Source organism: Collinsella ihumii, from assembly GCF_030385545.1.
In the GTDB taxonomy this organism is placed as follows: domain Bacteria; phylum Actinomycetota; class Coriobacteriia; order Coriobacteriales; family Coriobacteriaceae; genus Collinsella; species Collinsella ihumii.
Genome location: NZ_JAUEIQ010000006.1, coordinates 1 through 21,564, shown reverse-complemented (window position 1 = coordinate 21,564; position 21,564 = coordinate 1). Strand labels below are relative to the sequence as shown.

At 63.2% G+C, this 21,564-nt stretch carries 20 protein-coding genes and 1 tRNA gene; 20 read left to right on the top strand and 1 reads right to left on the bottom strand.

The window, feature by feature from the left end:
- Nucleotides 1-97 precede the first annotated feature (97 nt).
- From rplS to QVN30_RS06600, 18 genes are all read left to right on the top strand, one after another.
- On the top strand, nucleotides 98-439 hold the full coding sequence (gene rplS, locus QVN30_RS06685) for a 50S ribosomal protein L19 (RefSeq protein WP_066832135.1): 342 nt from the start codon (nucleotides 98-100) through the stop codon (nucleotides 437-439).
- A 176-nt stretch (nucleotides 440-615) separates the two neighbouring features.
- Complete coding sequence (gene rnhB, locus QVN30_RS06680; protein WP_289835851.1) at nucleotides 616-1,404, top strand: ribonuclease HII; 789 nt, start codon at nucleotides 616-618, stop codon at nucleotides 1,402-1,404.
- Between the two features lie 176 nt (nucleotides 1,405-1,580).
- Nucleotides 1,581-2,057, top strand: coding sequence for a YraN family protein (locus QVN30_RS06675; protein WP_289835850.1), 477 nt, complete (start codon nucleotides 1,581-1,583; stop codon nucleotides 2,055-2,057).
- On the top strand, nucleotides 2,039-3,583 hold the full coding sequence (locus QVN30_RS06670; RefSeq protein ID WP_289835849.1) for a YifB family Mg chelatase-like AAA ATPase: 1,545 nt from the start codon (nucleotides 2,039-2,041) through the stop codon (nucleotides 3,581-3,583). The genes QVN30_RS06675 and QVN30_RS06670 overlap by 19 nt, the downstream gene beginning before the upstream one ends.
- Nucleotides 3,567-4,496 carry a DNA-processing protein DprA gene (locus QVN30_RS06665; protein WP_289835848.1) on the top strand — a complete coding sequence of 310 codons (930 nt, stop codon included), beginning with the start codon at nucleotides 3,567-3,569 and terminating at the stop codon, nucleotides 4,494-4,496. Before QVN30_RS06670 ends, QVN30_RS06665 begins: the two co-directional genes overlap by 17 nt.
- A gap of 51 nt (nucleotides 4,497-4,547) precedes the next feature.
- Nucleotides 4,548-5,888, top strand: coding sequence for a methylenetetrahydrofolate--tRNA-(uracil(54)-C(5))-methyltransferase (FADH(2)-oxidizing) TrmFO (trmFO, locus tag QVN30_RS06660; RefSeq protein ID WP_289835847.1), 1,341 nt, complete (start codon nucleotides 4,548-4,550; stop codon nucleotides 5,886-5,888).
- Nucleotides 5,889-6,809, top strand: coding sequence for a tyrosine recombinase XerC (locus QVN30_RS06655; RefSeq protein ID WP_066832116.1), 921 nt, complete (start codon nucleotides 5,889-5,891; stop codon nucleotides 6,807-6,809). It abuts the gene before it with no gap.
- Between the two features lie 267 nt (nucleotides 6,810-7,076).
- A complete protein-coding gene (gene rpsB / locus QVN30_RS06650) occupies nucleotides 7,077-7,853 on the top strand; it encodes a 30S ribosomal protein S2 (RefSeq protein WP_204564217.1) in 777 nt (258 codons plus the stop codon).
- A gap of 51 nt (nucleotides 7,854-7,904) precedes the next feature.
- Complete coding sequence (gene tsf, locus QVN30_RS06645; protein WP_066832112.1) at nucleotides 7,905-8,783, top strand: translation elongation factor Ts; 879 nt, start codon at nucleotides 7,905-7,907, stop codon at nucleotides 8,781-8,783.
- A gap of 119 nt (nucleotides 8,784-8,902) precedes the next feature.
- On the top strand, nucleotides 8,903-9,625 hold the full coding sequence (gene pyrH / locus QVN30_RS06640; RefSeq protein WP_087199114.1) for a UMP kinase: 723 nt from the start codon (nucleotides 8,903-8,905) through the stop codon (nucleotides 9,623-9,625).
- Between the two features lie 2 nt (nucleotides 9,626-9,627).
- Nucleotides 9,628-10,161 (top strand): ribosome recycling factor, encoded by a 534-nt coding sequence (gene frr / locus QVN30_RS06635; RefSeq protein ID WP_066832108.1) that lies wholly within the window; start codon nucleotides 9,628-9,630, stop codon nucleotides 10,159-10,161.
- A complete protein-coding gene (uppS, locus tag QVN30_RS06630) occupies nucleotides 10,162-10,950 on the top strand; it encodes an undecaprenyl pyrophosphate synthase (protein WP_289835846.1) in 789 nt (262 codons plus the stop codon). It abuts the gene before it with no gap.
- Between the two features lie 119 nt (nucleotides 10,951-11,069).
- Nucleotides 11,070-11,861: a phosphatidate cytidylyltransferase gene (locus QVN30_RS06625; protein WP_079989193.1), complete on the top strand. Its 792-nt coding sequence runs from the start codon at nucleotides 11,070-11,072 to the stop codon at nucleotides 11,859-11,861.
- Nucleotides 11,858-13,042: a 1-deoxy-D-xylulose-5-phosphate reductoisomerase gene (dxr, locus tag QVN30_RS06620; protein ID WP_289835845.1), complete on the top strand. Its 1,185-nt coding sequence runs from the start codon at nucleotides 11,858-11,860 to the stop codon at nucleotides 13,040-13,042. The genes QVN30_RS06625 and dxr overlap by 4 nt, the downstream gene beginning before the upstream one ends.
- 26 nt (nucleotides 13,043-13,068) lie before the next feature.
- On the top strand, nucleotides 13,069-14,436 hold the full coding sequence (locus QVN30_RS06615) for a M50 family metallopeptidase (protein WP_289835844.1): 1,368 nt from the start codon (nucleotides 13,069-13,071) through the stop codon (nucleotides 14,434-14,436).
- A 71-nt stretch (nucleotides 14,437-14,507) separates the two neighbouring features.
- The gene (ispG, locus tag QVN30_RS06610; protein ID WP_289835843.1) at nucleotides 14,508-15,572 is read left to right on the top strand and encodes a flavodoxin-dependent (E)-4-hydroxy-3-methylbut-2-enyl-diphosphate synthase; all 1,065 of its coding nucleotides are present in this window, start codon (nucleotides 14,508-14,510) and stop codon (nucleotides 15,570-15,572) included.
- Between the two features lie 133 nt (nucleotides 15,573-15,705).
- The gene (locus tag QVN30_RS06605) at nucleotides 15,706-17,409 is read left to right on the top strand and encodes a proline--tRNA ligase (RefSeq protein WP_289835941.1); all 1,704 of its coding nucleotides are present in this window, start codon (nucleotides 15,706-15,708) and stop codon (nucleotides 17,407-17,409) included.
- 145 nt (nucleotides 17,410-17,554) lie between these two features.
- A complete protein-coding gene (locus QVN30_RS06600) occupies nucleotides 17,555-18,124 on the top strand; it encodes a haloacid dehalogenase-like hydrolase (RefSeq protein WP_066832099.1) in 570 nt (189 codons plus the stop codon).
- A 188-nt stretch (nucleotides 18,125-18,312) separates the two neighbouring features.
- On the opposite strand, the gene QVN30_RS06595 is transcribed toward QVN30_RS06600, so the two are convergent.
- Nucleotides 18,313-18,385, bottom strand: a tRNA-Ala gene (locus QVN30_RS06595).
- A gap of 324 nt (nucleotides 18,386-18,709) precedes the next feature.
- On the opposite strand from QVN30_RS06595, the gene QVN30_RS06590 reads away from it, so the two are divergent.
- Nucleotides 18,710-19,807 (top strand): isocitrate/isopropylmalate dehydrogenase family protein, encoded by a 1,098-nt coding sequence (locus tag QVN30_RS06590; RefSeq protein WP_289835842.1) that lies wholly within the window; start codon nucleotides 18,710-18,712, stop codon nucleotides 19,805-19,807.
- 185 nt (nucleotides 19,808-19,992) lie between these two features.
- Nucleotides 19,993-21,369 (top strand): diguanylate cyclase, encoded by a 1,377-nt coding sequence (locus tag QVN30_RS06585; RefSeq protein ID WP_289835841.1) that lies wholly within the window; start codon nucleotides 19,993-19,995, stop codon nucleotides 21,367-21,369.
- The last annotated feature ends 195 nt before the right edge of the window (nucleotides 21,370-21,564 follow it).

Sequence of the window (21,564 nt, the reverse complement as noted above, 5' to 3'; positions counted from 1 at the left end):
TGTTGCGTTCACCACATGCTTGCGTATAATAATTTCGTTTGTTCAACCCATGTGTCGTCACTCAGCGGCACCTCTGGTAAGAGTAAGGATCGAGAAGATGGATTACATCCGCGCAATTGAGCGTCAGGACATCCGCGAGGACATCCCGCAGGTCCGCGTTGGCGACAACGTCAAGGTTCACTATCGCATCAAGGAAGGCGACCGCGAGCGTATCCAGGTCTTCCAGGGCGACGTCATCCGCATGAGCGGTGGCTCCTCCCGTGAGACCTTCACCGTCCGCAAGATCTCCTTCGGCATCGGTGTCGAGCGTACCTTCCCCCTGCACAGCCCCAAGATCGCCAAGCTTGAGGTCGTCCGTCACGGTCGCGTCCGTCGTGCCAAGCTGTACTACCTCCGCGACAAGGTCGGCAAGGCTGCTCGCATCCCCGAGAAGCGCTAGGGATTATTGCAACCCAGCATCTCGCAAGGCCATCCTCCGGGATGGCCTTCTTTTGTTAGATGGGTTGTTTGGGGACGGGTTCGTTTCAACCCATTCCGCGGCGCCGTCATGGTCGAGTCGGAGGGATTTCCCTTTCGCAAGCTATTACAATGGGATTGCCGACAGAAGGGAATCCCATGGCAAATATGACAAGCTCGCTTCCAGCAACCAAGATTGCGGCTGAGCTCACGAGCGCATCGATCGACGAGATCCCCGTGCTGCTCGATCGCTATCGTGACGACCCCCGCACCCAGGTCAAGAAGGCCTGTGAGCGCGCCGCCCGCCGTCGCGAGAAGACGCTTGCCGAGCAGCAGCGTGTCATCGACATGTACCGTTCCATGCGCGAACTCGGGGGCAGCGGCGTTGTCGTAGGCGTTGACGAGGTGGGCCGAGGATCGGTCGCAGGCCCGCTGACCGTGTGCGCCGTCTGCCTGCCGGCAGATCAGATCATCTGGGGCCTCAACGACTCAAAGCAGCTGTCTCCGGCAAAGCGCGAGCTGCTTGCCGCCCGTATCGCAGAGGTAGCGACGGCTATCGGCATCTGCCATATTCCGCCCGCGGAGATCGATGGGTCCGGGATGGCGCGCTGCCTGCGGCGCGCGGTGGCGGGGGCGGTTGAAGATGCGGGCGTCACGCCCGACTGCGTCCTCATGGACGGAAACCCGCTCGGAGCCGTACCCAACGAGCGCGACGTCGTGCACGGGGACGCCACCGTCGCCTGCATCGCCGCGGCGTCGATCGTGGCAAAGGTCACCCGTGACGAGATGATGGTCGAGCTCGACGGCGAATACCCCGGCTACCATCTCGCCCAGTCAAAAGGGTACGCCTCGCCCGAACATATCGCCGCCATCAAGGAACATGGACTCAGCCCCATCCATCGCGTCAGCTTCTGCGGAAACTTTCTCGAGACCGCGCGGCTCTTCTAGAAGGCTGCGTGAAGCCCGACAGCTGAATATGAGACCTCAATCGCGCTGCGACCTCGATCGTTGGCCGTCTGTACGATGCGGATAGGGTTTCGCCGGTTCGCTCGTCAACGTCAACAGGACGGCGGGCGCGCCCCCATCTCCATACTCCTTTCACCTCTTGATAGAAAGGAGCAGCCATGGGCAAACGAAAGCATCGGATCCAGAACAGATTCAAGACGCACGAGGAGTTCATCAACGCGTGCGCCGAAGATCCCGAGATGATCGACACGTTCACCGCGAAGGAGCTCGGCTATCTAGGAGAAGCCCTTGCCTGCTCCTATCTAGAGGCCCAGGGGTACGATGCGATGTGCCAGGGCTACCGTTGTCCGGAAGGCGAAGCGGACCTCGTCATGTTCGACCCGGATAGCGAGGAGGTAGTGCTCGTCGAGGTGAAAACCAGGAGAAACCACACCGACGACGACTGCCTGTACCCCGAGCTCGCGGTCGACGAGCGCAAACAGCGCCGTTACGAGCGCATCGCAGCACGCTACCAGATGGAAAACTTCCCCGTCTTCGCGCTGCGCTTCGACGTGATAGCGGTCACGCTTCGCCCCGGGTTCCTCGCGGAGATCGAGCATCTGGTCTCCGCATTTGAATGGGATTGTCAGCGATGAGCGGCTCGGGTGTCTACGCGGTGCATGCGGCTTGCATACGCGGCGTCGAGGCGTACCCGGTGACCGTCGAGGTCTCCATGGCCGAAGGGATGCCGGGCATCTCGCTCGTCGGCATGGCCGACTCGGGCGTTCTCGAGGCCCGCGGACGCATACGGTGCGCGCTGCGAGCCGCGGGCTTCGAGATTCCCCGGAAAAGCATCACGGTGAATCTCGCGCCGGGAGATATGCGCAAGAGCGGGTCCGGCTTCGATCTTCCCATCGCCGTGGCGATTCTCGCGGCGTCCCATCAGATTCCCGAAGTCGGGCTGGACGACACGCTGCTCGTTGGAGAGCTCGCGCTTGACGGCTCGGTATGCTCGGTGCGCGGGGAGGTCGCCTATCAGCTGCTCGCCCGCGCGTCCGGCTTGGCGCTCGTGACCGCGATCAACGAGCAGCACGTTCCGCTCGATTCCGTGGACCACTTCACGCTTTCGCACATCGGCTCGCTGCGGATCGGCGTTCGCGAAGCCGTCCAGAGGTATCCGCATGGCATGCCAGGCAGCGAGCATCCCGGAGCGCAGCCCGATTTTTCCGATGTCGTGGGACAGGAAGTCGCGAAACGCGGCATGGCGATAGCGGCCGCAGGCGAGCTCGGCCTGCTCATGGTCGGCAGCCCGGGAGCAGGAAAGACCATGCTCGCGCGACGGATGACAAGCATCCTTCCGCCCATCGAGGAGCGGGAGAAGCAGGAGGCGCTCTGCATCCACTCCGTCATGGGGGAGGCGGTCGATGGCCTCCTGAGGGGAGTCCGCCCGTTCAGGAGCCCTCATCACAGCATCTCTGCGGCGGGCCTCATCGGGGGCGGCAGACCCGTGCACCCCGGGGAGATCAGCCTCGCCCACGGAGGCGTCCTGTTCCTGGACGAGCTCGCAGAGTTCTCGACGGGCGTCCTGCAGACCTTGCGCCAGCCGATAGAGGCGGGCGTCGTGCGGCTGGTGCGCGCGGAGGGAGCATACTCCTTCCCGTCGCGGTTCCAGCTGCTGGCGGCCAGCAACCCGTGCCCGTGCGGATACCTCGGTGACCGTGAGATCGACTGCGCCTGCACGCCGCATGCCATCGAGCGATACCGCTCGAAGCTCTCGGGCCCCCTGGCGGACCGTATCGACCTATGCATCGACGTCATGCGTCCGGATCCGGAACTGGTCGTGAAGGGAGCAGAGGGCATGTCGTCTGCCGACCTTCGCGAAATCGTCGAGCGCGGACGAGCGTTCAGGACCTGGCGCGAAGGCCGTGAGGGGAAACCGGAGGACCTCGGACGGAGCAAACGGCCGCTTGACGGCGCGGTCGCCGCCTACCGCCTGGACGGCGGAGGAGAGACGACGCTCATCCAGATCGCGCGTGCCGCCCATCTCACGGGACGAGGCATCGTGCGCCTGAGCAAGATCGCCCGAACGATCGCTGACATCGAGGAGTCCGAGGACGTCAGGCAGACGCATGTCCTCGAGGCATCGATGTTCAGAGGAAGGACCGGTGACGAAGTTGGCTGACACGCGCTATGAGCTCCATCCATCGGATACGCGCTATCCGAAAAGCCTGCTCGACCTGTCGCAGCCTCCCGAGACGCTCTATGTCCGGGGAAACCTCGACGTCCTCGAGGGCCCGGGCCTCGCGGTCATCGGGTCACGCAAGCCGACGCCCTACGGCATCGCCGTCGCCGAGATGGCGGCAACCGTGGCGGCGCAATCCGGCATCACGGTCGTCTCGGGCGGCGCGCGGGGATGCGACCAGGCGGCGGGAAAGGCCGCCCTCGCTGAAAGAGGACGTCACGTCATCGTCCTCGGAACAGGGGCGGACGTCACCTATCCGCCATCGTCTGCCCGCCTGATCGAGCGGACCCTCGAGACCGGGGGCGCCGTCGTCTCGATCGAGCGATGGGGGACGCAGCCGCGCCCCTACGCGTTCCCCAAGCGGAACGCCATCATCGCCGCACTAGCGCGCGCCGTCTTCGTCGCCGAGGCCGGCATGCCGTCGGGCACCTTCTCGACAGCCGATGCGGCCAACAAGCTCGGCAGAGAGATCCTTTCCGTGCCCGGTTCGATCCTGTCGCCCGAATCGCGCGGATCCAACTACCTCATTTCCGTCGGGGCGACCATCATCGTCGATGAGGAGTCTCTCGAGGTCGCCGTCTCGCGGATCTTCGAAACCCTGAGGTTCTCGCGTATCGACCACGCGGAAGAGCCAGGGATGTCGGAGACGGAGCGTCGAATACTGGATGCCTTGGTGTCAAACCCCATGCGGATCGACGAGATCGCGACGATGCTCGGCATCGATGCCGTCAGCTGCCTGAACGTCTTGAGCGGGCTTCAGATGACAGGAAGGATCGAGCGCATCATCGATGGGAGATTCGCGCCCACAAAACGCGCACTTCACGCTCGAGGTGCCATCATGCACAATAGGTAGAACCCGCGCCCGCGCAAGCGGGCGCCATCATGAACGATCGATGGGAGCGCAATGGAGAACAAGATGGTCACGGTAGTGGGCGGCGGTCTCGCGGGCAGCGAGTGCGCCTGCCAGCTTGCCAATCGGGGCATAGCGGTGCGCCTGTACGAAATGCGCCCGCAGGTTTCCTCTCCCGCACACCATACGGGTCATCTCGCCGAGCTCGTGTGCTCCAACTCGTTCAAATCGACCCGATTCGACTCCGCTGCGGGCCTGCTCAAAGACGAGCTGCGCCGTATGGGTTCCGTTCTCCTCTCGTGCGCCGAGCGCGCGGCCGTTCCCGCAGGAGGCGCCCTCGCCGTCGACCGGACCGAGTTCTCCCGGCTGGTCGAGCAGGAAGTCGCCGCGCGCCCCCTGATCACCGTCGTGCACGAGGAGGTCACGGACATTCCCGAGGGCGCGGTGGTCATCGCTGCCGGCCCGCTCTGCTCGCCGGCGCTCTCTTCCAAGGTGATCGACCTTGTGGGTGGGGACTCCCTCTCGTTTTTCGATGCGGCGGCGCCCATCGTGGACGCATCGACCCTCGACATGGACATCCTGTTCAGGCAGTCCCGCTACGATGACGCCCAGGTGGGCGACTACCTGAACGCGCCCATGAACAAAGAGGAATACGAGGCCTTCATCGACGCCCTCGTCAACGCCGAGCGCGTCGTGCTCAAGGATTTCGAGGGAGGGGACCTGTTCCAGGCGTGCCAGCCCGCCGAGGAGGTCGCGCGCACGGGCAAGGACGCCATCCGGTTCGGAGCCATGAAGCCCGTCGGCCTCACCGATCCGCGCACGGGAAGGCGTCCTTGGGCGGCCGTCCAGCTGCGCGCGGAGAACGCGCGGGGCACCGCCTACAACCTCGTGGGCTTTCAGACGAACCTCACGTTCGGCGAGCAGAAGCGCGTGTTCCGCATGATCCCCGGACTCGAGCGCGCGGAGTTCTTCCGCTTCGGCGTCATGCACCGCAACACCTTCGTGGATGCGCCCCACGTGCTCGACCGGACGTTCCGCATCCCCGGCACCTCCGTGCGTCTGGCGGGCCAGATCACGGGAACCGAAGGCTACACCGAGGCGATCGCATCGGGCCTGCTCGCCGCGCTCAACACCTATGCGGATCTCGAGGGGATCGACGGGGTCTCGCTTCCCGTCACCGGCGCGTTCGGCGCGCTCGTGGCCTATGCGACGGACCCGGCCACGTCGGGCTATCAGCCCATGCACGTCAACTTCGGCCTTGTACCGCCGCTTGAGGACGGTCGCCGCAGGTCCAAGCGAGAACGCTACGCCGCCTATGCCGAGCGGGCCGCAAACGACCTTTCCGCCTATTGCGCAAGCAGGCCCGATCTGTTCGGCCGAGGGCCCGTCCGCTAGATGGAGCGGATTCAGGACATCCGCGGCGCCGTCGAAGCCTTCTGCGCGCATATCGAGCGCGTGGAGGGCATGTCCCCGCAAACCGTGCGCGCGTACGCATCCCATCTCGACGCGTATGCGGCATGGGTCGAGCGGTCGCGCCTCGACGGCCTGCGCGTCTCCGTTCGCGACCTGAGACGCTACCTTGCGCAGCTGAGGGAGGCGCGCTACGCCCCCAAGACGATTGCCGCGCACCTGTCTTCCATCCGCTCCCTCTACGCATGGCTCGCGGCCGAGGACGTGATCGAATCCGACCCCGCAGCCGCCATCTCGTCCCCGAAGATCCCCAAGAACCTTCCGCATGCGCTGACCTCCGAGCAGATAGACGAGCTGCTCGCGATCCCCGACGGCTCCAAGCCCGAAGGCATCCGCGACAGGGCGATGCTCGAGGTGCTCTACGCCTCGGGCGCGCGCATCTCCGAGCTCGCGGGCCTCACGCTCGACAGCTTGAATAGAGGCGACGCCACGGTCAGGCTGTTCGGCAAGGGCTCGAAAGAGCGCATCGTCCCGCTGTACCGCCGCGCATGGGAGGCGCTTGACCGCTACCTTCTCGATGCGCGCCCCCGACTGCTCGAGCGCTCAAAGACGGGTGATCCGCAGACGGAGCGCGCACTGTTCGTCTCATCGCGCGGACGGGCCATGAGCGCGGACTCGCTGCGGTACCGCTTCGAGACGCTCGTGCGCCGCGCGGGCCTTCCCGCCGACATCACGCCGCACGCCATGCGCCACACCTATGCGACCGACCTGCTGGAAGGCGGCGCGGACCTACGCAGCGTCCAAGAGCTGCTCGGACATGCGAGCCTGTCGACCACGCAGCTGTACACGCACCTCACCCCTGAACGGCTCAAGGGCGCCCTCAAGCAGGCTCACCCCCGAAGCTGACTCAAATGAAGGAGACGACCGCAGGCCGCCCGCTCCGTCAAACCGTCCGTTGTGCATGTCGCGTGGGAAAATGGGGCAGGGGAGAATTTCCCCTCCACACCGCAGCCGTTCCCTGCTATTATTCTGCGGGTTGCTCAACTGGGCAACGTATCTATCACACACGCGCGGCTACTCGCTGAGCCGTGGTGCCTGGGGGCACGGTAGCATTTTCCCAGGTGGCCAGCGAGGTCGGATGCCTGCGCGGAGGCGAACCACAGGAGGTTATCCATGGCTACCAAGATCAATATCCGCACCCTTCTCGAGGCCGGCTGCCACTTCGGTCACCAGACCCGTCGCTGGAATCCCAAGATGCGCCCCTACATCTTCGGCGAGCGCAACGGCATCTACATCCTCGACCTCAAGCAGACCATCGTCGAGGCCGACCGCGCCTACACCTTCCTGAAGAACACCTGCGCCCACGGCGGCAAGGTCCTGTTCGTCGGCACCAAGAAGCAGGCCCAGGAGGCCGTGAAGTCCGCCGCCGAGCGCGCCGGCATGCCCTACATCAACCAGCGCTGGCTGGGCGGCATGCTCACCAACTTCGTGACCATCCGCTCCCGCATGAACCGCATGGAGGAGCTCGAGGCCATGGTCGCCGACGGTTCCATGGCCCTGCGCGTCAAGAAGGAGCAGGCCGTTCTCGGTAAGGAGCTCACCAAGCTCCAAACCAACCTGGGTGGCGCCCGTGACATGAAGTCCCTGCCCGCCGCTCTGTTCGTCATCGACACCAAGCGCGAGGAGAACGCCATCAAGGAGGCCAAGCGCCTGCACATCCCCGTCGTCGCCCTGATCGACACCAACTCCGATCCGGACGAGGTCGATTACGGCATCCCCTGCAACGATGACGCCATCTCCGCCGTCTCCCTCATGTGCGAGCTCTTCGCCGACGCCTGCCTCGCTGGCACCGGCAAGGAGCAGATCTCCGAGGCCGAGATGGCCGGCACCGCCGAGCCCGAGGCCACCGCTGAGGCTGCCGAGCCCGCGACCGAGGCCGCTGCCGAGTAAGTAACCCTATAGCCTAACGTTCGTTCATCATTGAGTTCGAAAGGAACAGACATGGCTCAGATCACCGCCGCTATGGTCAAGCAGCTCCGCGAGATGACCGACTCCCCGATGATGGAGTGCAAGAAGGCTCTCGTTGAGGCCGATGGCGATATGGATGCCGCCGTTGACATCCTGCGCAAGAATGGCCTTGCCGCTGCCGCCAAGAAGGCCGGTCGCGACACCAACGAGGGCGCTGTCGCCGCATACATCTCCGACGACGCCACCGAGGGTGCGCTCGCCGAGGTCGCCTGCGAGACCGACTTCGTCGCCTCCAACCCCAAGTTCACCGGCTTCGTCGCCAATGTCGCCCAGGTCGCCTGCACCACCGAGCCTGCCGACGTCGACGCCCTGCTCGCGTGCGACATGAACGGTGAGTCCGTCCAGGACGCCCTCACCGAGATGATCCACATCATCGGCGAGAACATGAAGATCACCCGCTTCGCCATCCGCAAGCCGGCCAACGGCGCTGTCGCCAGCTACATCCACATGGGCGGCAAGATCGGCGCTCTCGTTGAGTTCGCCTTCGACAAGCCCGAGACCGCTTCCACCGAGGCCTTCAAGTCCTTCGCCCACGATGTGGCCATGCAGGTTGCCGCCACGGCCCCGATCAGCGCCGTTCGCGAGGACGTGCCCGCCGAGGTCGTCGAGCACGAGGTCTCCATCTACAAGGCTCAGGCTGCCGAGTCCGGCAAGCCCGAGGCCATTCAGGAGAAGATGGCCATGGGCCGTCTCGAGAAGTTCTTCAAGGGCTTCGTCCTGAACGAGCAGGAGTTCATCAAGGATTCCAGCATGTCCATCAAGCAGTACGCCGAGAAGGTCTCCAAGGAGGTCGGCGACAACGTCCGCGTCGTCGCGTTCGACCGTCTGGTTTCCGGCGAAGCCGCTAACTAGTTCATCGTTTCATGATGACCAAGCAGGCTATGGGTTTCGACCTGTGGCCTGCTTTTTTGTGGGCGCGGCACCCATTATTCGCTAGAATGGGTGCAGTCTGACGATTGAAGGAGGACATCTTGTCTGAGTACCTCTACAAACGCGTGCTGCTGAAGCTCTCCGGCGAAGCGCTGATGGGGGAGGGCCGCTACGGCATCGACCCCGAAGTCACCGAGCGTCTTGCCCGTCAGGTCAAGCAGCTCCACGACGACGGCGTTCAGGTCGGCATCGTGGTCGGCGGCGGCAACATCTTCCGCGGTCTCGCCGGTTCCGCCAACGGCATGGATCGCGCCCAGGCCGACTACATGGGCATGCTCGCGACCGTGATGAACGCCCTTGCGCTGCAGGATGCGTTCGAGCGCCTCGACGCGCCGTGCCGCGTCATGAGCGCAATCCAGATGAACGAGGTGTGCGAGCCCTACATCCGCCGCCGCGCCATCAATCATCTCCAGAAGGGCGACATCGTCATCTTCGCCGCCGGTTCGGGCAACCCGTACTTCACGACCGACACCGCCGCCGCCCTGCGTGCATGCGAGATCGGCGCCGAGTGCCTGCTCAAGGCGACCAAGGTCGACGGCGTCTACGACAAGGACCCCGTCTCCAACCCCGACGCCGTCCGCTTCGATCGGATTACCTACCACGAGGTGCTCGTTCGCGGCCTGCAAGTCATGGACTCCACCGCAGCCGCCCTGTGCCAGGACAACCGCATGCCGATCATCGTTCTCAACATCGAGGGCGAGGATAATATCAAAAACGCCCTCAAGGGCGAGCCTGTTGGAACCGTCGTCGTTCAGGAGGATTAATCATGGCCGATATCACCGACAACATGGACAAGACCCTCGAGAACCTGAAGCACAACTTCGCCAAGGTGCGCACGGGTCGCGCCAACGCCAACATCCTGTCCGACATCACGGTCGACTATTACGGTGTCGCTACGCCGATCACGCAGGTCGCCGCCGTCAAGACGCCCGAGGCCCACATGCTTGTCGTCGAGCCCTGGGACAAGGCGCTCGTCAACGCCATCGTCAAGGCCATCTCCGCCTCCGATCTGGGCATCACGCCCTCCTCTGACGGCATGATCGTCCGCCTGCCGTTCCCCGCTCCCACCGAGGAGCGCCGTCGCGAGCTGGTCAAGGAGTGCCGCGAGCTCGCCGAGCAGGCCAAGGTCGCCATCCGCAACATCCGTCGCGACGCCAACAACAAGCTTGAGCGCGACGAGGACCTCACCGAAGACGATGTGCGTCGCGAGCAGGCCAAGGTCCAGAAGCACACCGATGACTACGTCAAGAAGATCGACGAGATGCTGAAGGCCAAAGAAGCAGAGGTCATGGAGATCTAAGTGCACTACGATGAAGCCAAGTTCGCTGAGTACTTCAGCGACGCTCCGGCGGATCTCGATATAGCCCAGCTGGATATGGCGCGCATCCCGCGCCATATCTCCTGCATCATGGACGGCAACGGCCGCTGGGCGACCGCGCGCGGCCTCGCTCGCACCGAGGGGCACAAGGCGGGCATCGTCTCCCTGCGCGAAGTCATCACCGCCGCCGTGCGCCTGGGTGTCGACGTGCTGAGCGCCTACGCGTTCTCGACCGAGAACTGGAACCGCCCCCAGCACGAGGTGAACGTGCTCATGCACCTGTTCGCCAAAACCTTTATCGATGAGCTTCCGCTCCTCAAGCGCGAGAACGTCCGCGTAATGTTCCTGGGCGACATCTCCGCGCTGCCCGAGCGGACGCGTAAGGTCTTCGAGTACGGCCTTGAGGCATGCCGCGACCACACCGGCATGACGCTGGCGCTCGCGGTGAACTACGGTGGCCGGGCGGAGATCGCCCGCGCCGCGCGCTCCATCGCCCGGCTCGTTCAAAAAGGCGATCTCGACGTCGACGCCATCGATGAGTCCTGCGTGGCGAACCAGCTCTACACCGCGGGCCTTCCCGACCCCGAGCTGGTGGTCCGGACGTCTGGCGAGATGCGCGTCTCCAACTACCTGCTTTGGCAGATCGCCTACTCGGAGTTCTACATCACCGATACGTATTGGCCCGATTTCGACCGCTGGGAGCTCGTTCGCGCGATCCTGGCGTACCAAGGACGCGATAGGCGTTTCGGAGGCCTCTCCAAGACGAACTGATGCGTCCTGACCCATGAGGAGTACCGTTGGATCAGATCCACGACAACACCGACCGCGAGCCGTCCGCAAAGGGCGGCTCCGTCTCTCAAACGACCAAGGGCGGCAGGCTGCACGGCCTTCTGGTCCGCACGGGCTTCGGCCTCATCTATGCCGCCCTGTTCATAGGTTGCCTTCTGCTCGGCACGATGCCGACGGCCATCTTCGTCGCCGCGATGAGCTGGCTGTGCTGCTTCGAGTTCTACCGCATGATGCGGCTCGACGGTAAGGTTCCCAACGAGCTTTTAGGCCTTGCTGCCGCGTTCCTGTTCCCGCTGTCCGCGCTCGTCGACCCGCTGTGGCTCACCGCCCTCATCTTCATCCTCGTGCTCTCGATGGGCCTTTGGTACGTCTACTCGCCCCGCACGCGCATCGCCGATGTGGCCGTGACGGCGTTCGGGCCCATCTATACCGGGTTCATGATGTCCGCCATCGTTCTCACCCGCGACGCGCTCCCGGGCTTCGAGGGCGCCTTGCTCTCGATCGGCGTCTGCGCTTCGCTGTGGGTGAGCGACTCATGCGCCTATCTCGTGGGCAGCCGTATCGGGAAGCACAAGATGGTTCCCAAGATCTCTCCCAACAAGAGCTGGGAGGGCTTTGTCGGCGGCCTGTTCGGTTCCGTCATCATCTGGCTCATCCTATGGGCGACCGGCTTGTACGACCTCGAGCTGTGGTTCGCCATCGTCACCGCCCTCATCGTTTCCGTCCTCGGCGTATTCGGCGATCTCATCGAATCCCGTATCAAGCGGGGCGTCGGCGTCAAGGATTCCGGCAACCTCATTCCCGGGCACGGCGGCATGCTCGACCGATCGGACTCGCTGATCTTCGGATGCATCACCGCGTACCTGCTGCTTCACATCGGAGGCGTCCTATGAGCTTTACAGCAACGTGCGGTGAAGACGGCCGCAAGCGCATCGCAATCCTCGGTTGCACCGGATCCATAGGCACGCAGGCGCTCGATGTGTGCCGCCAGCATGCCGACAAGCTCCAGATCGTCGCCCTCACCGCCCATAGCCGGGTGACCGAACTCGTCGCCGCAGCACGGGAATTCAACGTCAAACGCGTCGCTGTGACCGATGAGCGCCGCGACGGCGACCCTGCGCTGCAAGATCTTCCCGACGGATGCGCATGCGCCTTCGGGGCGCAGGCCGCAGTCGACCTTGCCGTATCCGACGACGTCGACTGCGTGCTCGTCTCGATCGTCGGCGCCGCGGGCCTCGCGGCGAGCGCAGCCATTCTCCAGGCCGGAAAGCAGCTTGCCCTGGCCAACAAGGAGTCGCTGGTCGTCGGCGGCGACCTGCTCATGCCGATGGCTCAACCCGGTCAGCTCCTACCCGTCGACTCCGAGCACTCCGCGATCTTCCAGTGCTATCTCGGCGAGCGCGCGGATCAGGCCCATGCCATCTGGTTGACGTGCTCCGGCGGCCCGTTTTACGGATACAGCCGAGATCAGCTCGAGAAGGTCACCGTCGCCGACGCACTCGCTCATCCCACCTGGAACATGGGGGCCAAGATCACCATCGATTCGGCAACCCTCATGAACAAGGGCCTTGAGCGCATCGAAGCGTGCCATCTATTCGGCGTCGATATGGATTTTGTCCGCGTGCTCATCCAGCGCCAGTCTAAGATCCACTCCATGGTGGAATACGAAGACGGATCGGTTATCGCCCACCTGGGCGCCTCGGACATGCGCATCCCCATCCAGTATGCGTTCTCCTATCCCGATCGGTGGTCGACGCCGGCGCCACGCGTCGATTTCCGCACGCTCGGCTCCCTTGATTTCGGCGAGCCCGATACGGGTGCGTTCCGGTGCCTGCATCTCGCAGAGATCGCGGGTCGTACGGGGGGCACCCTGCCGTGCGTGCTCAACGCGGCCAACGAGGTCGCCGTTGCGGCGTTTTTGGACGGGACGTGCTCGTTTACCGATATCGACCGCATCGTGGAATCCTGCATGGACGACCACGATGTCCAGCCCGTCCAATCGCTCGAGCAGCTTGCCGACATCGATCGGTGGGCACGGCGCCGTGCGGCGGAGGCTTGTGCCGCGCGATCGTAAGGCATACGCGTCGATAGGCGTCTCATATGGATATGCTCATAAGTGTCGTATCAACGGTCTTCTGGGGCCTGGTCACCATCTCCATCCTCATCTTCATCCATGAGGGCGGTCACTTCCTCGCTGCGCGCGCCTGCGGAATCCGTGTGACCGAATTCTTTCTCGGCATGCCCTGCCGGTTCAACCTCCATACCACGTTGAGGCGGTCGGGTACCAAAATCGGCGTCACTCCCATCCTGCTTGGCGGATACGCCGCCATTTGCGGCATGGACGACCTCGATATCCCGAGCACCCCCGACGTGCTCGCCTCCATCCACCGCCATGGAACCGTCACCGTGGAGGAGCTCGCCCTCGAGCTCGGAATCGACGCGGAGGACGTTCAGGAGGCCTGCATCCAGCTCATGGGTTGGGGGTCCATTGCCCCCGTCTTCGCCGACGACGACCGCAAGCGCGATAAGTACGAGGCGGGCACCTTCGCCGCCCTGCCGCGCGATGCCGCAGGGAACACCGTCTACGACGGCCGGACATTCGATGCCGCCCATGCGACGGGGGAGGGCGAGGCGTGGGAGCCCCCGATGGGACAAGACGCGTTCTTTGAGCACGAGCGGTCGCGGACCTATGCCGGCGTCGGGTTCCTCAAGCGCGCGTTCATGCTCGTAGCCGGTATCGCCGTCAACGTCGTGTTCGGGTTTCTCCTGCTCATGAGCGTGTACTCGATCATCGGCTTCGACGTTCCCGTCGATGTCAACCGGATCGGATCGGTCGTGGAGGGCTCTCCCGCCGATGCGGCCGGTCTCGAATCGGGCGACGTGGTGATCTCGGTCAACGGAGAGCAGACCGATTCGTGGACGGCGCTCGTGACCGCGCTTCAGGCCGCCGGAGACACCGATCCCGGCGCGACCATCTCCTTGGACGTCGAGCGGGACGGCTCCCAGCGCACGGTCGAGATCACCCCCGACGAAGAGGGCCTCATCGGCATCAACGTTCCCTACGAGAACTTCACGCTCAATCCCGTCGACTCGTTCTTCGTCTCAGCGGACTACATCTACCAGACGGTTTCCGGCGTCATCTCCCTGCTCGTGCCCACGCAGACCATGGAGGTCCTCAGCGGCTCGACGTCAATCGTGGGCATCTCGGTCATGTCCGCCCAGGCTGCCGCAAGCGGCCCGGCGATCTATCTGACGTTCGCCGCGCTGATCTCGCTTTCCGTCGGCCTTATGAACCTGCTGCCTATTCCCCCGCTCGATGGCGGTAAACTGGTAATCGAGGTCGTGCAGGCCATCACCCGTCGCAAGGTGCCGCTGCGCATCAGGTCGATCCTGTCCTATGTGGGCGTCGCCTTGTTCATGGCCCTGTTCGTCTACATGCTCCAACAGGACATCACACGTTTCTTCTAGCAGGCTCTCGTGATGAGCGACAGGGGAGGCGCGCGTTCGCCCTAGCCCGCACGCAGGAGATAAGGAGACCCATGGATACCAAGCTACCGCGCCAAAACACCCGTCAGGTCATGGTCGGGTCGGTACCGATCGGCGGGGGCGCTCCCGTCGTCGTGCAATCCATGACGTGCACCGACACCGCCGATGCCGCCGCAACGCTCGATCAGGTTCGCGCCCTTGCCGCCGCCGGCTGCGATATCGTGCGCGTGACCGTGCCGCGCGAAGATGCGCTCGAGAGCTTTCGCGAGGTCTGCGCCGAAAGCCCCGTGCCCATCGTGGCCGATATCCACTTCGACTACCGACTGGCCATAGGTGCCGTCAAGGCCGGGGCCGCAAAGCTGCGCATCAACCCCGGCAACATCGGTTCGTGGGAAAAGGTCGACGCGGTGATCGACGCCGCGGGTCAAGCTGGAACCGTCATCCGCATCGGCGTGAACGCCGGCTCGCTCGAGCGCGATATCGCCGAGCGCCAGGACCTTACCCAGCCGGAAAAGCTCGTCGCCTCCTCCATGAGATTCGTCGAGCATTTCGAGCAGCGCGGTTTTGAGAACATCGTGCTCTCCGCCAAGGCGCACAGCGTTCCGACGACCATCGAGACGTATCGGGCCCTCTCACGCGAGCTGCCCCACGTGCCGCTGCATCTCGGCGTGACCGAGGCGGGGACGGTTCGCCAAGGGACCATCAAGAGCTCCGTAGGGCTCGGCATCCTGCTTGCCGAGGGCATCGGCGACACCCTTCGCGTATCCCTCACAGCCGATCCCGTCGAAGAGCCGCCGGTGGCATGGGGAATCCTCGAATGCCTCGGCATCCGTCGCCGTGGACCGGAGCTCGTGAGCTGCCCCACCTGCGGACGCACCCAGGTGAACCTGATTCCCATCGCCCAGGAGGTGGAGCGCAGGCTGCAGACCGTGACCAAGCCCATCTCCGTCGCCGTCATGGGCTGCGTCGTCAACGGACCGGGAGAGGCGGGCGACGCGGACGTCGGCGTCGCCTGCGGCAAGGGCAGCGCTTTGCTGTTCCGCCACGGCGAGGTGATCCGCAAGATCGACGAGGAGAGCATCGTCGACGAGCTCATGGCGGAGATCGACCGACTGTAGTGCCCGTAATATGCGCAAAAGGGGAGTGTGCCCGATTGCATAGCCGCATGCCCGCCACGTGCGGTAAGATGCATGCCGTGTGTATATAACGACCATCGTGAGGAGATTAAACGTGTCTGCCACCAAACGCGTCATGAAGATGTCGAATCTCTATGCGCCCACGCTCAAGGAGGATCCTGCCGAGGCCGAGCTCGCAAGCCATCGCCTGCTGCTGCGCGCCGGCTTGATCCGCAAGCAGGCAGCCGGCCTCTATTCCTATCTGCCGCTCGCATGGCGGTCGCTCAAGAAGATCGAGGCCATCGTGCGCGACGAGATGGATGCGGCCGGCGCGCAGGAGCTCCTCATGCCGATCCTCACCGACGCCGAGCTCTGGCGCGAGTCCGGCCGTTGGAACGCTTACGGCCCCGAGCTCATGCGCGTCACCGACCGTCATGACCGCGAGTTCGCCCTCGGCCCCACGCACGAGGAGACCGTGACCGACCTCATCACCAACGAGCTGCGCAGCTACAAGCAGCTTCCCGTGAACCTGTACCAGATCCAGGACAAGTTCCGCGATGAGATGAGGCCCCGCTTCGGCCTCATGCGCGGGCGCGAGTTCATCATGAAGGACGGCTACTCGTTCTCCGCCACCCAGGAATCCCTGCAGGAGATCTACGACGACATGAAGCAAGCCTACGCGAACATCTGCGAGCGCTGCGGCCTGCGAGCGCTGCCGGTGGTCGCAGACTCCGGGCAGATCGGCGGCGACACCTCCGTCGAGTTCATGGCGCTTGCCGACGCCGGCGAGGCAGCCCTCGTCTACTGCGACGACTGCGGCTTTGCCGCCGACGAGGAGGCCGCAACGACCTCCGTCGAGGTCACCGAGGGCCCCGGCGACGGTACGCTCCAGAAGGTCCACACGCCCGGCCTCGGCACGATCGAGGCCGTGGCCGCGTTCTTCGGCTTCCCCGAGAACGGCACGCGCAAGTCGCTCGCGCTCATCGCGGAGGACGGGACGCCCGTCGTGTGCATCGTCCCGGGCGATCACGAGCTCAACGAGTGCAAGGCCGAGCACCTCTTCGGCGCCTATCATATGATGTCCGACGAGGAGCTCGAGGCCCATGGCCTGCATAAGGGCTTCATCGGGCCGGTCAACCTGCCTGAGGGCATCCGTCTGGTGGTCGACGAGAACCTCCGCACGTCCAAGAAGTGGGCCTGCGGCGCCAACGAGGTCGACTACCACTTCACCGGCGCCTGCCCCGATCGCGACTTCACCGTCGACGAGTGGGCGGACCTCATCACCGTGCACGCCGGCGACCCCTGCCCCCATTGCGGCAAGCCGCTGGCCGGTGCGCGCGGAATCGAGGTCTCGCAGGTCTTCCAGCTCGGCACCAAGTACTCCGAGGCCATGGGGGCCACCTTCGCCGACGAGAACGGCGAGGAGAAGCCGTTCCTCATGGGCTGCTACGGCGTTGGCATCTCGCGCACGCTCGCTGCCGTCGTCGAGCAGCACAACGACGAGAACGGCATCATCTGGCCGACCTCCATCGCCCCCTTCGAGGTCAGCGTCATCGCGCTCGACAAGAAGGGCGAGGCGTTCGACGAGGCCGCGCGCCTTGCCGACGAGCTGGCCGCCGCAGGCGTGGAGGTCGTGTTCGACGACCGCGCTGAGCGACCTGGCGTCAAGTTCGCCGACAACGACCTCATGGGCTTCCCGTATCAGCTCATCGTGGGCAAGCGCGGCATCAAGAACGGCACCGTCGAGCTGAAGTGCCGTGCCACCGGCGAACGCGAGGACGTCGCCATCGACGAGGTGGTTGCCAAGCTCGCGGAGACGGTTCGCTCTGAGCGTCGATAAGCGATGCGCCCATCGGTAGGATGGACCGGCGGGCATTGTAAACACTGTGTCAGGAGCGATGCGCACTCAGCGGCGCGCATCGCTCCGAGCCGTATCATAACGGGGCGGGGGCTCAGCATATCAAGGAGAGGGGTCGAGGCTTCGCATGCGCGTGCTCGATTTCGACAACACCATCTACGATGGCGAGAGCCCACTTGATTTCTACCTGTTCTCGCTCAGGTTTGCGCCCCGCAACATCCGCTACATCCTTCCTGTGATCTATCACCTGATTCGCTACCAGCGGTCGAAGTCTTCCCGCGAGGATATCGAGAAGGCTATCAACAAGTACATCCATCAGTTCCTGACATCGTTTGACGACATCCCGACCGTCGTGAACGCGTTTTGGGACAGCCATATGCACAAGATCAAGCCCTGGTACACGCCCAGGCCTGACGATGTGATCATCACGGCCTCGTTCAACTATACGATGGATGAGTTCATGAGGCGCACCGGCATTTCCTGCTGCATATGCTCCACGATTGACTACGAAACGCTGGAGCTCATCCACCTCAACTTCGGCGACAACAAGGTCAAGGCGTTCAAAGAGGCCTTTGGCGACGACGTCATCCCGGACGAGTACTATACCGACAACCTGGTTGATCTGCCGATGATGCGCTATGCCAAGAAGGCGTTTCTGGTAAAGGGCAACAGCGTTACCCCGTACGAGGCGGGGTAGGGGGCTGTTGTAACCAAAGATGCGATTTGAAGGCGCTTTCTCATTGCTACCCCGTGTGGCGATTTAGCACAATCTCTTTGATGGGTTGAAACGAACCCGTCCCCAAACAACCCGAACGGGGTTCGATCCCCCTAGGGCGCTAATGAAAAGAGCCCCTACCGAAGTAGAGGCTCTTAGAAATCCGAGGGTGGAGACGAGGGGAATCGAACCCCTGACCTCTTGACTGCCAGTCAAGCGCTCTCCCAGCTGAGCTACGCCCCCGTGGTGCGAGAGATATAATGGCCCAAAATCAGATTCGGCGCAAGACCCAATTTTGAAAATGTGAAGAGGCCTCCACGTTTTGTGGATGTGCCAACGCCTAGTCCATATCCAACCTCCCAAGATACCGAATTCAACCGTTTCGTCGGATCCACCACCTCAACGCAATGAGACATTACGGCCGCACTCCGCACTCGAACACAAGAGAAACAACAAACAACCTGTTACGTTGCTTGCAGCCCCTTGTTCAGCTCAAATAAGATGCATATAGCTATCTCACGCATAGAACAGCATGAACAACAAAGACTGGAGCCAGAGGAGGTCGACATGACGCACGAAGTCGTATTGATTCCAGGAGACGGTATCGGACCAGAGATCACGCGCGCCGCCCAGCGCGTTGTTGCCGCCGCCGGTGTTGACATCAGCTGGCATGAAGTCCAAGCCGGTGCAGGTGTCATCGATCAATACGGGGCCCCTCTGCCCGACCACGTCATCGACGCGATCCGCACCTACGGCGTCGCCCTCAAAGGCCCGATCACCACGCCCGTGGGAAGCGGCTTCCGCAGCGTCAACGTCGCGCTTCGCCATGCTTTCAACCTATACGCCTGCGTGCGCCCCTGCGCCTCCATGCCCGGAGACGGATCGCGCTACGACAACGTGGACCTCGTCATCATCCGCGAGAACTCCGAGGATCTCTACGCGGGCATAGAGTTCGACGCCGACTCCGTGGGGGCGGGCGCCATCGCCGATACCGTGAAGAAGCAGACCGGCAAGGAGCTCGGACCCCAAACGGCGATATCGATCAAACCCATTTCCCGCGCAGCCTCGGAACGAATCGTGCGCTATGCGTTCGAATACGCTCGCGCGAACGGCCGCAAGAAGGTCACAGCGGTGCACAAGGCGAATATCATGAAGTGCACCGACGGCCTGTATCTGCACGTCGCCCGCGACGTTGCCGCAGAGTACCCGGACATCGCTTTCGAGGATAAGATCGTGGATGCTGCGTGCATGGGCCTCGTCATGCATCCCGAAGACTTCGACGTGCTCGTCTTGCCTAATCTGTACGGCGACATCGTGAGTGACCTGTCCGCAGGGCTGATCGGCGGCCTCGGCATGGCTCCGGGAGCCAACATCGGCGACGGATGCGCGATCTTCGAGGCGACCCACGGCTCCGCACCCGATATCGCTGGGCAGGACGTGGCGAACCCCACGGCGGAGATTCTGTCCGCGTGCATGCTTCTCGACCACCTTGGCGAGACCACCGCTGCCGCGCGTATCCGTGCTGCCGTGCGCGTGACGCTGAGCTCTGGGGCCTCGGTCACGCAGGACGTCCGCCGCGCCTTAACCGGCTCATATGATGGCGCCGTGGGCACAACCCAGTTCACCGATGAGGTCATCGACGCGCTCAGCCGTATGGTCGTCTAGCCCGGTCGTCATTGTTGCCCATGACGTTCCCCTGCGTCGGCATGGGCAACAACGACCCCGTCACAAAACGTATCTTCGCGTGGATTTCTCGACACCCTCAAGCGACTTGCTGCGAAAGGCGCGTGCGCTTTGGTATGGTAGATGGTACCGACAAACGTATGTGTACACGTGAATGAAAGGTCCCGATGGAATCCCGCGAATCTGAGATCCAGCGCGACAAAGAAGCGGCGGCTCGCCTTACGAGCGCCATGCTGCATAAGCATTACGATGAGAACGATGTCGATGCCGTGACCGCCTCGTTCGCCGATCCGTTCAGCTGGGTCGGAGCAGGGGAGGAGGAGTACTGCACCGGCCTCGAGAACGTATTGAACGTCTTTCGTCAATTCGCCGGGAAGGTGCCTAAATGCAACCTGACCGACGAGCATTACGACGTCATCGAGGTCGCTAATGGCATCTACGTCTGCTCAGGGCGACTTTGGGTGACAACCGACCCATCGACCAATATCTACCTTCGCGTTCACCAGCGCATTACGACCGTGTTCCGCAAGATCGACGGCGAGCTCAAATGCAACCACCTGCACCTCTCGAACCCGTATGTCGAGATGGTCCCCGGCGACGTCGGCTTTCCGACCGCCATGGCGAAGCATTCCTACGACTACCTCCAAGAATGCCTCAAAGAGAAGCAGCGCGAGATCGACAGCCAGTCCATGGTCCTCAACAGCATCTATGACACGGTCCCATGTTCGATCATTCGATACGCGCGCAAACACGACGGAGCATACGAGCTATTGTTCTCCAATCGCGGCACTGCCGACCTCATGGGGATTTCTGTTGACGATGTACAGCACATCGATTGGAGCGCGGGGTATTGCCCCTTCATGGTAGAGGCTGATGCAAAACGTCTCGCTGACCTTATGGAGGGACTCCGTGTCCCGGGTGACCAGGCGTCCGCGGTTTGCCAGGTGAGGCGCCAGGGAGGCGACTCCATATACGTAAACTCCGTCAACACGTTTATCTCGTCCGATGAGCGGGGCGACATCATCCAAAAGATCGTCTTCGATATCACCGAGCGCATCATGGTCGAGAAGTCTCTTGCGCGTATGAGCTACGAGGACGGGTTGACGCATCTCTACAACCGCACTAAGTTTAGCCAGGAGCTCGATGACGAAAGCTATGCCGACGTCGAGCAACTCGGCATCGCGTACTTCGACATCAACGGCCTCAAAGCCATGAACGATCAGAAGGGCCATGCGGCGGGCGACGATCTAATCTGCCGAACCGCGCGCCATATCTCTGAGGCGTTCTCAGGGTCGACCTTCCGCATCGGAGGTGACGAGTTCGTGGTCATCGACTCCGAATCCGACGAAGACGAATTCAGGAGTCAGGTCGAGCAATCGCTGGAGCTCATGCACGACGATGACATCGAGATCGCCGTCGGTTGCTCCTGGAGAAGCAAACCGTGCAGCATCCTCGAGCAATTCGACGAGGCGGACAGGCTCATGTACCGCGATAAGAGCGCATTCTATAGTTCCAAACTACATGACCGCAGGCGTCGGCAGTAGGTGAGGACAAGCGGGATTGTCATCTGCTTCTTGACGTTTTCCGACGGCGTTTCCCAGCGCATAAGAAAAAGTTGAAATTTCCGCTTGCATTCGCCGCGCGCGTCCCGTATAGTATCTCTCGCACCACGGGGGCGTAGCTCAGCTGGGAGAGCGCTTGACTGGCAGTCAAGAGGTCAGGGGTTCGATCCCCCTCGT